The organism is Bacillus cereus group sp. Sample62, assembly GCF_036851315.1.
In the GTDB taxonomy this organism is placed as follows: Bacteria; Bacillota; Bacilli; order Bacillales; family Bacillaceae_G; genus Bacillus_A; species Bacillus_A wiedmannii.
The window spans coordinates 2,311,169-2,324,312 of the sequence record NZ_JAFLPK010000001.1 but is presented as its reverse complement, the minus strand read 5'-3'; the positions used below and the strand labels follow the sequence as shown (position 1 = coordinate 2,324,312).

The window sequence follows — 13,144 nt, the reverse complement described above, 5'->3', positions numbered from 1 at the left end:
CCACTGCCGTTGTATAATCAAAGTTCAATTATTTCACTATTAAATACAAAAACTTCGATTTCATAGTTTACGTCATAATCATGCAACACTTTTTCGGAACAATTTGTACATCCAAAAATTACAAGTGAACGAATGGGTCATAAAGATTTTTTCATAACCTTACGAATGTTTTACCTTGGATGCAAGAATACGCAGTTAAAACATTTAGTGAACAACTATTTGGATAATAATGTTTACAAATATAAAAATACGGTTTCTCTTTCCTAGAGAAACCGCATCATATTAAAGTTTTTATTAAATTTTAAACTGACTCGTATACAGATCAAAGTAAAACCCTCTATCTTTCATAAGAGATTCATGATTCCCTCTTTCCAAAATACTTCCATCTTTTATAACAAGGATTTGATCTGCTTTTTCAATCGTTTTCAGTCGATGAGCGATTACGAAACTTGTTCGACCTCTCATTAAATTGTTTAGTCCTTCTTGTATTTGTAATTCTGTTCTCGTATCAATATTAGATGTCGCTTCATCAAGAATTAATATATCTGCATCTGCTAAAATCGCCCGCGCAATCGCAAGAAGTTGTTTTTGTCCTTGACTTAAATTCGATCCTTCTGAAGCAATTTTTGTTTCATATTGATTCGGTAAATGTTTAATAAAAGAATGTGCAGATGCTGCCTTAGCTGCATTAATTACTTCATCATCACTAGCATCTAATCGACCATAACGAATATTATCCATAATCGTCCCAGCAAATAAATACGTATCTTGTAAAACTACTCCTATTTTACTTCGCAACGAATTCATATCATAATCTTTTATATCTTTTCCATCGATATGAATTTGCCCTTGCTGTATATCGTAAAAGCGAGTTAGCAAATTAATGATTGTTGTTTTGCCCGATCCAGTTGGACCAACTAAAGCAATTGTCTCCCCTGGCTGTGCCTTAAGACTCACTTCTTTTAAAATCGTTTTATTTTCCTCATAACCAAATGAAACATTCTCGAGTGCAACATGCCCTTGTAAATTTTGTACAATACATGCATCTTTTTTATTTTGAATTTCCGGTACTTCATCCATAATTTCAAAGACACGTTCTCCACCAGCAACTGCCGCTTGAATTGTATTCATTAAAGTTGCAAATTGACTGAGTGGTCTTGAGAATTGACGAGAATAATTAATAAAAGCAGCAATGACACCAACTGTTGTCATTCCATTTAAAACCATAACTGAACCAGTCCCAATTACAAGCCCCATACCTAAGTTATTTATAAAGTTCATACTTGGAAAAATAAAAGCTGAAAATGTATCCGCCTTCGTAGCTGAAATTCTTAGTTGTTCATTAATTTTATTGAAATTTAGTACGGTTTCTTTTTCTTTCCCGTATAATGTTGTAACATCCGCTCCTGTTATAGCTTCCTCAATAAAACCATTTAATTCTCCTAAATCTTTTTGACGCTTTGCAAAGTTTTTACCACTATAAGTAACTAGTTTTTTTGTAACGAAAAACATAATAGGTACTGTAATTAAAGTAACAATCGCTAAAATCCAATCTAATGCGAACATCGCAATCGTTACACCTATAAAGGTTAATGCTGATGAAATAATTTGTACAACACTTTGCGTCAACGCTTGATTCAAATTATCTATATCATTTGTAACACGGCTCATTAAATCCCCTTGAGAACGTACATCAAAGAACCGTAAAGAAAGCGTTTGGATTTTCTCAAAAATATCTTGTCGTATTTTTTGTATTGTTTTTAATGCAACGTTAATCATAACAAATGTTTGTAACCATGTTAAAAACACTGTAACACCGTAAATTGCGATAAGTAACATACACATTCTTGCAGTTCCACTTAAATCTTTCGGTACAATATATTGATCTATAATTACTCCCATTAAATAAGGACCTAATAACCCAAGTAACGTCGTAACAAATACTAAAAATATAACGAACGTAAGAGCAGCCTTTTGATACCCCATATAGTTCCATACTCGCAATACAGTTCCTTTAGTGTTTCTAGCTTCACCCATTTTAGGCGCGTTACGCCCACCTTTATTAGCAAATTGCCCTTGAAAATTACGCATGTTCTTTCCCACCTTCTTTATGTAAATTGCCACCTTGGGAAAGATAGATTTCTTGATATACCTCACATTGTTCTAACAATTCTTCATGTGTACCATCACCAACTAATTCACCGTTATCTAAGACGAGAATTTTATCAGCATCTATTATAGATGAGATTTTAGAGGCGATTAATAATGTTGTTGTTCCTTTATATTCTGTTCTTAATGCCGATTGAATGTTAGATTCTGATTTCGCATCAACTGCTGATGTAGAATCATCTAATATAAGAATGGATGGCTTTCTCACAAGTGCCCTTGCAATGGATACACGTTGTTTTTGTCCACCTGATAAATTCGTCGCACCTTGTGTTAAATGATATTGATATGAATCTTTCAACTTGTTAATAAACTCAGTCGCACAAGCTGATGAAGCCGCTACTTCCAGTTCGTCATTCGTTGCATCTTCTTTACCATAACGTAAGTTCTCTTCTATGCTACCTGAAAACAATAATGCCTTTTGAGGTACAAACCCGATTGAAGCACGAAGTTTTTGTAAATCGTATGCTCTAACATTTATTCCATCAATGCATACTTCCCCTTGATCAACATCGTATAAACGCGGTAACAGTTTTGCTAAAGTGGATTTACCACTTCCTGTAGAACCGATAATTCCTACTTTTTCACCTTTACATATGTTAAATGAAATATCTTTTAAAACATATTCATTATTTTTCGTGTAACTATAACTAACATTTTTAAAGTCAATTTGTCCCCCAATTTGCTTAGGTACAAACGCATTTGTTTCACTTATAATATCAACCTCAGTATTTAAAACTTGCTGTACACGATCCGCAGATGGAAATGCTCGCGCGATTTGCATAAATACCATACTTATAGACATAAGTGACATTAAAATAATATTCAAATAGTTTATAAACGCTAAAATAGCTCCTACTTGAAGCGTTCCATCAAATACTTTTTCTCCACCAATCCATAATGTTGCGACAATCCCGCCGCTTACAACTAACATAATGATTGGCATCATTATGGAAATAAGCTGCACCGCTCGAATATTTATCTTCGTTAAATTTGTATTAACATTTCCAAACTGAGTAATTTCATATTTTTGTCTTACATACGCTTTAATAACACGTACTCCAGATAAATTTTCTTGTAGCTTTGTATTCACTTTATCTAATGCTTCTTGCACTTTTTTGAACGTTCCGCTCGCTTTACTTGCAATGAATATAATCGCAAGTAATAAAATTGGAACAACCACAAGTAATATAGGAAATAACTCGCGTGCTGTTACAAAAACAATTATTATACTTCCGATAAATAACAAAGGACCACGAACAAGTACACGTAATGTCATCGTCATCGCCGATTGAATAGAAGTAATATCATTTGTCACAATCGTTAATAATTTCCCAGTTCCAAATGAATCACGATTTTCACTAGAAAATGTTTCTACTTTCGCAAATACATCTTTTCGTATGTCTGTAGCGAAATTAACAGCTGCTTTTGTAGAATACATCATACACCCAAGTCCTCCAACTAAACCGAGTGCTGCAGCTCCTATCATAAGAAGCCCCATTTTTATTACATAATTCAAATCACGATTTGCTATCCCAACATCAATAATATGTTGCATAATAGTCGGTTGAATTAAGTCCATCGCAACCTCAAGTACCATAAATAGCGGTCCAATTATAGCGAAGAACATGTATGGTTTTAAATACTGTAATAACTTGCGAAATGATTTCATACATAATCTCCTTTTCCCATGAAATTACCACTGAATAATTCATATCCCTCCTTATTTAAGCGATGTAGTTTGTAATTTCTTTCTTATTCCTATTATATTATGTAAATTAATATTTAACATTATTAAATGATAAGCATTTATGACTTTCGGGTCAATAAATGTGCTTTATATTACGCAATTAGAAAAACCGTATTCTTAAATAGAAAGAATACGGTTTTTTATCTATATTTGTTCAACTGCAAAATTTAATCTCAAATTCATTTTCTTAGGTGGACTTCACATGTATAAACCTATTTAAATAGTATTTATACTTATATCCTCCCCATCAAAAATATCTATATAAACAATTAGAACTCTGTTAATACTGGGAACTTATATCCTTTAAAATCTAACTCTTTATTACTTCGCACCATTAAATACTTACTAGACTGTAATTCTGTAAACTGTACATCTTCAATCCCTAATTGATCTGGAGAGAAATAAAATTCGATTTCTGTAAATCTTTCAGCGATTTCCCTGCATATTTCATCTAAAACTGGAATTACTGGCGCAAACACTCCATATAATTTCAACTTTTCATTATCTATTTCATACACAATAAGAGCATCTAGTTTCTCTGAATAATACAATTTCTCATTCCATTCCAAGTCATACATATTCAAATAAAACGAAGGGCGGAAGTTTAATGTTGAAAAATTATTTGAAAGTCTTTGGCTACTATCAATAGTTTCATGTATTAACTTTCTATCCTCTTCCATATAATAATCTAACTTTCTAAGTAAGGAATCATTATTATTCTTTTTATCATATGAAATAGTCATCAAATACTCCTGCACAACTTTAAACCCAAATGATGCATATAGTTCAGGTATTTCCGTAAACAATAAAGTACATTCACATTTCTTATCGATTTCTACTATCATTTTACTCATTAATTGTGTCATGAGTCCTTGTCTACGAAAATTAGGGTGTGTCATTACCGATTGAATTCCCACTGCATTTATTCTTTCACCATTTACTAGCAATGGTAACGAAAATGCCGCAACATTTGCTATCACTTTATCATCCTGTAAAAATGATACAGCCTTATATGTATTGTCCCAATATCCTTTCTCCGAAAAATCATTTAATGTTTGAGTTGTAATCCCAAACACTTCTTCAAATAAAGGAAATAACTGCTCTCTTTTCGGTTCTTCTAAAAGAAGTTTTTCAAAATTTTCAACATTCCCCATGTTGTCCCTCCATACGTTAATTCCATCAAATTAGATGTAGTTGTAGAACCTGCTCTTAAAATAATAGGTCTTACCAATCAATATACTATCATAAAATATAAAAAAAAAGTCTAATTTATTTTATGTTTTGACTATTCGAAAATAAGTCGAATAAAAAAATATTAAGATTTTTGAATATTAATAAGTTTATTATATAAAAATAGTGCTATCTACTTCGTTTTTACTAATAGAAATGCACCATTTATAAAAAAATATTTATTATTATTTTTTTCCTTCTAGTCTTTCCTTCGTATTAATTTCTTCTCCTCTCATTCGCTTTTCAAACGTATTTCTCCAACTAGTAGAAAGTTCGTGTACTTCTAAGATCCTTTTTAGCCCTTCCATATTTTGTTTTTCCTTATGCATGATATGATTAGCAAATGCTACTGTTACACCTTTCGGATTAGACTTCAGTAACTTTAACGTATCAACAGGTGATACCCATCCTTCTTTTAATACACGAAAATAAAATCCTGTATATCCTGTTTCTTGAAAATAAAGTGGTAACTTTGGAATATTGTATTTCTTAGCTAATTTAAAACAAGGTTGTCTTGGCTGTGTTACTTGTACAATTGCTTCTCCAATTTGAAATGTATCACCAATACATACATCCTCTTCACACAGACCACTAATTGTAATGTTTTCTCCGAATGCTCCATATACAAGATCTTGATTCAACTCTTTTTCCCAATATCCATAATGTTCTCCCGAATATACGCATACCGCTTTATCTACTCCGCCATGATGTACTAAATCCGCCTGGCCATCTCCATTAAATTTTAAAAAGGATAAAAACACCGGTTCCCTTACTTGTTTCTTATTTATACCTGTATGAATTACCTTCCCCCCGTATGTAACCTCTTTTGGTAACCCTATATTTAAAGATAATAATTGATATCCATTAGCCATTCTTTTTCCTCCTTTAAAGGTGTCACATGATTTTCTCTCTCGATTTATTTTCACAACTATCTCTGTTATATAAAGTTCATTATAAAACCCGAAAAATCATTGTTCAATCCAATTATTTATATAATAATGATAGGTATAACCTATCATTAAACTTGAGGTGATCCCAATCGAATTACGACAACTTGAATATTTTTTAGCTGTTTCAAAAGAATTGCATTTCACAAAAGCAGCTGAGAAATTAAATATTTCACAACCTTCTCTAAGTCAGCAAATACGTGCATTAGAACATGAAGTAGGAATGCCGCTTTTCGATCGTATCGGTAAAAAAATATCTTTAACTGATGCAGGACGGATTTTATTATTACATAGTAAAACCATTTTTCATGAAGTCGAACAAGCTCGTTCTGCAATTCAAGATTTAAACGGATTACAGCAAGGTTCCTTAACAATAGGCTCTTTGTTAACCGTCGTAAATTATTTACTACCACCAGCTATATTAAATTTTAATCATTCATATCCCAATATAGAGCTTTCTGTATTAGGGCTTCGCACAGGAGATATTCGTGAAAAATTATTACAAAACGAACTAGATATTGGCATTACATTTCTCCCGGTGCAAGATAAAGAGATTATTTCTACCCCTCTATACAAAAGTGAACTTACATTAGTCGTACCAACCGGTCATCAATTAACTGAACGTAATCATGTATCTATTGCTGAATTACAGAACTACCCTTTAATTCTTTTACCTAAAAATTTCTTTTTAACCGAACTAATTACATCTCATTGTCAAAAATTTAACTTTAAACCAAAACCAATTTTAGAAATTAGTACGATGGAATCTTTAATCCAAATGGTTTCAAAAGGAATGGGAATTACAGTGTTACCAAAACCGTATATAGACTTTTTACAAAATAAAAACATTCAAGCTATTAAAATAGAGCATCCTACTCCAACAATAGAAATTGGGCTTATTTATAGAAAAGATAAATATATGTGTGCTGCAACTCGAGAATTTATTGAGCAACTAAAAAGAACAGTACGTTCTTTACACAGCTAAACGAACAAAAGAGATTATCCTATAAAACCGCTTCACAACGACCTAGTAGAATAATCTCTTTTCACAACATTATAAAACATAACATGTAAACTCATATAAATTTCAATGTACCTTTTTAGATATTGGAATATATTTCGTAAAATATGCCCCAACTAGCAATAAAACAATTGAAATGAACCAAATAAAAATCCCGCCAAAGTTAAACCAATATGCAACCAAATTTAAGATTGCTAGTGTAAAGAAACAAATTGAAGTTAACGCACTCTTCAATCCTTTTACCCCTGCTTTTTTTCTTTTTTCATAAGTAATATACATTGAAACGGCAACAAATAAAATAAGAACAATCGGTAACATAACTTTTAACAATGGCAATTCCTCCCGTATATACACCTTGTTATTACCATTTTATCTCATTTATTCTTCTTGAATCAATTAATAGCGTTCTTCTCTCCAAAAGTCAGTATACGTTTTATTATTAAATTTCACATTCACCTCAGAAAAGGACAGGCTTTCTCCAACTTTCAATGAGTACCAATCGTTGAATAGTGGAGATCCGAAGCAAATATTCATTGTACAATTATGCAAATCAAATAAGACAGAATGCAAAGTTCCAAACCATTCTTCATAATTATGTACTGTCAGCCCAGTAGGATACTCTCTTTCTACTAATCCTTTTAAAGAATCCATGCTCACTTGTTCATTTCGGTTTAAATGTTCATACAATGTTTGATATCTGTTTGTAGATTGTTTTAATCTTCTATTATTCAATTGTTGAACAGATAAACTGATCGCATGATTTGTTGATACGATAAAATCTTGGCTTTCCTCATCAATTGTAGTAATTGATTTAAAACCGTCAAATATTTCAATACGTGCTGCGTCTAAAGGATCTGCTACAATTAAATTAATATTACTTGCAATTGGCATTTCATCTATTAGTGCCTTCGCCTCTTGCACATTTTTACATTTCTCCAATACTACTCGAATTACCGCAAAACATTGTAAACCACTTAACACTGGCTTTCGTAAGCCTTCAATATTTCCTACTGGTTGACCACATGCTGAAAATGTAACAGCTAACCCATGCTCATTAACACCTTCAGTTCGACCAAAATAAAAAGTAGAAAATCCACTATGGGCATACGCGCCTTCAACATGTGTAGAGCAAAAACGAATATCATCTATTTCTGGTGACAAATCATAATTTCTTAATACATATGTGTGCTTTGAATCTGTCTTTTTAGGTAATACGACACAATGACTACATCCTGCTTTTAATAGTGTTTGATAATAATACATCATATTTCTAGCAGGAATTTTCAATACTTCACAAAAACCTTCAATTTCTGCATTAATTCCTGGACAATATTGATTTAATATATTTCTAGATTCTGTCCAATAATTATCTGATACTAAATGTTCTTGCTGTATAAATTGTGGAATGAGATACGGATGATTTTTCACAAACTCTCCTTGTTGCTTTCCAATATCATAATGACTTCCTTTTAATGATGAAAAGTAGCCTTTTACTTGGTACATCTAATTCCCCCTCACTTTGAATATATCCATATCATACCAAATGAATTTTATTCATTCTTGATGTTTTTTACTACCTTTCAAATCAAATCTGGCTAGAATAAAAAAACAATTATAAAATAAAAACTAGGAAACTGTAGTCATAAACCGTTCCCTAGTTTTGATCTATACTAAATAATCCCTTCCTCCACCAACGTTTCTGCAATTTGAACTGAATTCCAAGCGGCACCTTTTAATAAATTATCGGAAACGATCCAAAGATGGAATCCTTTTAGTGTATCAGGGTCTTTTCTAATTCTACCAACAAATGTATCTATTTTCCCTTCTGCATATAGCGGCATTGGATACAGCTGTACACTTGGGTTATCTTGCAATATAACACCTGGTGCATCCAGCAACACTTCTCTTATTTCTGCAACAGTTGCTTCTTTTTCCAGTTCTATATAAACCGATTCTGAGTGCCCGGATACGACCGGAACGCGCACACAAGTAGCTGCCATTTTCAAGTTTTGGTCCTCCAAAATTTTCTTCGTCTCTTGAATCATCTTTACTTCTTCAAACGTAAAATCATTATCTGTGAATGTATCTACTTGCGGAAGTACATTAAACGCAATTGGATAATGTTTTTTATCTTTTTTCGCTGGCAGTATAGTACTCTTAACCTCTTCACCTGCAAGCATTGACTTTGCCTGTTCTTTTAATTCATGAATCGCATGAATTCCTGAACCTGACACAGCTTGGTATGTGGAAGCAATAATTCGTTCCAATCCGAATGCTTTTCGAATTGGTTGAAGTGCCGTCACCATCTGTAATGCTGAACAATTCGGAACTGCAATGATCCCTTTATGCTTCTTTAAAGTGTGCGCATTTACTTCTGGAACAACGAGCGGTACATCATGTGCCATTCGGTATTCACTCGTGTTATCAATTACGATAGCACCACTAGAGACTGCGTGATTGACAAATTGTCTAGAAACTTCTCCTCCAGCGCTAAAAAAGGCAATATCTACACCTTCAAAGCTAGTTGTTTTTGCCTCTTTTATTATTATCTCCCGTCCTTTAAATCGCACTACTTTACCAGCGGATCGTTTTGACGAAAGCAATGTAACTTCAACTATATTAAATTGAGTTTCTTTCTCTAACAGTTCAATAATTTTCTGTCCTACTGCACCTGTAGCCCCAACTACAGCTACATGATAGCCCTTTTTGATCATCTTTTCTCCCCCCAATATCACTTAAATGAATATTTCTACAATTTCATTTTATAAAGAATTTAACCATTTTGAAAATTGAAATACATGATATAATCATTCACAAATCATGATAATAAAAGAGGGATAACTGATGGAAATAAGACACGTTAAAACATTTTGTGCCATCGTTAAGTATGGTAGTTTTTCTAAAGCTGCTCAAGCGTTAGGGTATGCGCAACCTACAGTAACAGCGCATATGAAAGCATTAGAAATCGATTTACATCTCCCTCTATTCGATCGATTAGGGAAAAAAGTTCTTCTTACAAAAGCAGGTCATCAATTTCACCCTTATGCTCTAGAATTACTTGCTATTTATGAAAAAGCACAAGAAATCCCTCAAAATAGTGATGATTTAGAGGGAACATTAAGTATCACATCTAACGAATCATTAGCAGTGTACCGATTACCACAATTATTACGTATGTACAAACAGGAGAATCCGAAAGTAAATATCGTACTGGAAACAACTACAAACGAACAGGCAATGAATAAGCTGCGTGAAGGAGAAACAGATGTTATTTTCATAATTGGGGAAAGTATGGAACATAATGATTTTATTACACGTACTTTTTGTAATGAAGCATTTGGATGGATTTTACCTACACATTACTCAACACACTCTAATCCATTTTATTTATTAAAGGCTACCCAATTTATCTTTACAGAACAAAGCTGTGGCTATAGACCGATGGTAGATCGTTTTTTACGTCAAAGCGGAAATATTCCAGCTAAAACATTTGAAACTTCCAACGTTGAAGTCATTAAACAATCTGTCATGTGTGAGTTAGGAATTTCAATTCTTCCTTACATCGTTGTACAAGAAAGTTGTCAAAAAGAGCAACTCTGTTTTCAGCCTATCGAAACTCCAACAGTTATTCAAAGCCATGTAATCTATCATAAATCTAGATGGATTTCACCCGTTTTACAATCGTTTCTTTCCTTACTAGAGCGGGACTAAAAGGTGCACAAAAAAAAGAGTAACTGCCTAATAAGCACTTACTCTCTTCCAATATTATCTTATTTATTAGTCTGTCCCCCATCTGCAATTAATTTACTGCCTGAATATGTACCTTTTTGCATAAACACTTGATTAATTAACTCTTTTTGTTCCGCTTCTGACATTACTCCTTTTCCTTCGCCTAAATTCCCGCTTTGTAATTTCCAAATCTTGTTGTGATCCGCTTCCATCTTTTCATATTTTCCTTGTTTCCATCTTTCTAAAATATCTGCATATGTATTTCCTTGTACTAGATCATTACTCTTTACAATATCAAGTAAACTTTCAATTCGTTCTTGTGTGATAAAAATATAGCCCCACTTTTGATCAGCTTTCGTTTTTTGATGTGCCATTTCATGTAATGCTGTCTGTATTTTCTCATCTGTCCATTTAAAATTTTTATTAAAACCGCTATTCTGTAGTGAATGATTGCCATTTTCTAAAAGCTTTGCATCTTCAGCTTTTACATTACTATCAGCTAGTACTTCTGCTGCCGGAGCAGCTGGTGATGCCTTTTTCGCAGCTGGTTTACTATTATTTAGATAATACAGCATACCATATGTTAAACCTACGCCGATTACCGCCATACCAGCTATAATACCTATTATTTTAAATAATGTTTTCATCTTGCTTGTTTCCTCCCACATATCCCATTCATATTTTCTATTTCTTGAACCACATATACATTTCCTTATATTATATTTCTTTCTTTTATAAATTGAAAGATTATTCTGTAAAAATAACCCATCTATTTCAAATGCAAATCCACCTCAAAGCATTTCGTTTTAAATTCACAAAAATATATGCTAGCCTACATATAAAGGAGATGAATAAATATGAGTTTATTGTATAGCGGTTTAACTTTTTTAAACTTTGATGATACATATTTATTACAAAATAAACTTCATTCTTATTCACATGAAGATATTGATTTTAGTCATTTAGAGCACTCAAACCTGTATTGCGAGACTCCTTCTTTAAAGCGTATAAAACGGGAGTTATATCGTAGAAAGCAAAGAGGAATCACCTTTATCGGTTCTGGAAATTATCATTATGTATCTTATTTGCTACTAAAAGAAATAGATGAACCATTTAGCCTTATTTTATTTGATCATCACACTGACATGAATTTAGAAGAACAAAATGAACATACTCTTATTTCTTGCGGTTCATGGGTATCATTCGCACTTCAAAATAACCCGAAATTAAAGAAAGTAATTATTATCGGACCTTCTTCTTTAACCATTCATTCTAATGATTATTCATGCGTAGAAGTATTCCCGATAGATACAACTTATGAAGTATCTACACATACGATACTTTCACATATTCATACAGATACTATATATGTAAGCATTGATAAAGATGTTTTAGATTCAAAAGTAACTATTACAAATTGGGACCAAGGACATATGAAAATTTCTACACTATTAAAATGTTTACATTCTCTTATTAGGAATAAAAATGTCTATGGTATTGACATTTGTGGTGAACTACCCGTTTATCCTTCTCAGCTCTTTCTAGCTAAATATGCAATTGCTATTAAGAAAAATGAAAAAGCAAACTTACAAATTTTAAAATCAATATATAATACATAAAAAAACAACGAGTACCTTATAAGGCACTCGTTGTTTTTATGCACGATGTTCTTTTAACCACTTCGTAATCGCATCTAACCTGGAAACATCAACACGTCTCTCTTCACACACTTTTAAACTGTTTAAACTTTTCACAATTTCTAATTCATTCGATTTTACACTTTTCGCATCAATCATTTTGCAATACCCGTCTGTAACAGCATTTAAATTTTCATAATAACGTTGAAACGATTTTGATATATGTAAGTGTTTTTCAAAGTTTCTTCTTCTTTTTGTCTCGTCAGATTCTTTCCGTTTTCTAAGTTCTTCATCATTCGTATATAAATAAAAATATTGATCGGGAAAACCAATTTCCCTATGTATCAGCTTTTCTTTATAAAAGTTTTCTATTAAAGATAACGGCTGATTAAATATATCAAAATGGAAACACCAATTATAACTAAGTGGTTGATAAATATCACCATCAAGTATTACTAATTCATATTGCTCTGACTTCTGCAATGCTATTTTCCAGCGCTCTACTTGTTTTTCAAAATACCAAGTTCTATGTTCATTTTCTGGTCTTTCAAATAAAAAATTCACTTCAGGTATAATATACGCACCATAATTTTTTTCTAATTCACGACACGTGCTACTCTTACCAACCGCACTCGCTCCCTCAAATGCTATAATCCCCATAGTT

The 13,144-nt window shown here is 32.4% G+C and carries 12 protein-coding genes; 3 read left to right on the top strand and 9 right to left on the bottom strand.

Annotated features, from left to right (window positions below):
* Window positions 1–294 precede the first annotated feature (294 nt).
* The 4 genes from J0835_RS11765 to J0835_RS11750 form a co-directional block, all read right to left on the bottom strand.
* Complete coding sequence (locus J0835_RS11765) at window positions 295–2,091, bottom strand: ABC transporter ATP-binding protein (RefSeq protein ID WP_087980413.1); 1,797 nt, start codon at window positions 2,089–2,091, stop codon at window positions 295–297.
* Window positions 2,084–3,838, bottom strand: coding sequence for an ABC transporter ATP-binding protein (locus tag J0835_RS11760; RefSeq protein ID WP_087980412.1), 1,755 nt, complete (start codon window positions 3,836–3,838; stop codon window positions 2,084–2,086). The genes J0835_RS11765 and J0835_RS11760 overlap by 8 nt, the downstream gene beginning before the upstream one ends.
* A 347-nt stretch (window positions 3,839–4,185) precedes the next feature.
* Complete coding sequence (locus J0835_RS11755; protein ID WP_087980411.1) at window positions 4,186–5,070, bottom strand: GNAT family N-acetyltransferase; 885 nt, start codon at window positions 5,068–5,070, stop codon at window positions 4,186–4,188.
* A 261-nt stretch (window positions 5,071–5,331) separates the two neighbouring features.
* Window positions 5,332–6,018, bottom strand: coding sequence for an MOSC domain-containing protein (locus J0835_RS11750; RefSeq protein WP_087980410.1), 687 nt, complete (start codon window positions 6,016–6,018; stop codon window positions 5,332–5,334).
* A gap of 157 nt (window positions 6,019–6,175) precedes the next feature.
* On the opposite strand from J0835_RS11750, the gene J0835_RS11745 reads away from it, so the two are divergent.
* A complete protein-coding gene (locus tag J0835_RS11745; RefSeq protein ID WP_087980409.1) occupies window positions 6,176–7,078 on the top strand; it encodes a LysR family transcriptional regulator in 903 nt (300 codons plus the stop codon).
* A gap of 102 nt (window positions 7,079–7,180) precedes the next feature.
* Here J0835_RS11745 and J0835_RS11740 read toward each other — a convergent pair whose 3' ends face one another.
* The 3 genes from J0835_RS11740 to J0835_RS11730 form a co-directional block, all read right to left on the bottom strand.
* Entirely contained in the window at window positions 7,181–7,444 is a 264-nt protein-coding gene (locus J0835_RS11740; RefSeq protein ID WP_140386750.1) for a hypothetical protein, read from the bottom strand.
* Window positions 7,445–7,510: 66 nt separating this feature from the next.
* Window positions 7,511–8,617: a C45 family autoproteolytic acyltransferase/hydolase gene (locus J0835_RS11735; RefSeq protein ID WP_087980407.1), complete on the bottom strand. Its 1,107-nt coding sequence runs from the start codon at window positions 8,615–8,617 to the stop codon at window positions 7,511–7,513.
* 167 nt (window positions 8,618–8,784) lie between these two features.
* The gene (locus tag J0835_RS11730; protein ID WP_087980406.1) at window positions 8,785–9,828 is read right to left on the bottom strand and encodes an aspartate-semialdehyde dehydrogenase; all 1,044 of its coding nucleotides are present in this window, start codon (window positions 9,826–9,828) and stop codon (window positions 8,785–8,787) included.
* Window positions 9,829–9,958: 130 nt separating this feature from the next.
* Between J0835_RS11730 and J0835_RS11725 the strand changes: the two genes are divergently transcribed.
* Entirely contained in the window at window positions 9,959–10,825 is an 867-nt protein-coding gene (locus J0835_RS11725; protein ID WP_087980405.1) for a LysR family transcriptional regulator, read from the top strand.
* Between the two features lie 59 nt (window positions 10,826–10,884).
* Here the strand turns inward: J0835_RS11725 and J0835_RS11720 are convergent, their stop codons facing one another.
* The gene (locus J0835_RS11720) at window positions 10,885–11,511 is read right to left on the bottom strand and encodes a PRK06770 family protein (protein ID WP_140386749.1); all 627 of its coding nucleotides are present in this window, start codon (window positions 11,509–11,511) and stop codon (window positions 10,885–10,887) included.
* Between the two features lie 189 nt (window positions 11,512–11,700).
* On the opposite strand from J0835_RS11720, the gene J0835_RS11715 reads away from it, so the two are divergent.
* Entirely contained in the window at window positions 11,701–12,462 is a 762-nt protein-coding gene (locus tag J0835_RS11715) for an arginase family protein (RefSeq protein ID WP_087980403.1), read from the top strand.
* Window positions 12,463–12,498: 36 nt separating this feature from the next.
* Here the strand turns inward: J0835_RS11715 and J0835_RS11710 are convergent, their stop codons facing one another.
* Window positions 12,499–13,140 carry an AAA family ATPase gene (locus J0835_RS11710; protein WP_087980821.1) on the bottom strand — a complete coding sequence of 214 codons (642 nt, stop codon included), beginning with the start codon at window positions 13,138–13,140 and terminating at the stop codon, window positions 12,499–12,501.
* Between the last annotated feature and the right edge of the window lie 4 nt (window positions 13,141–13,144).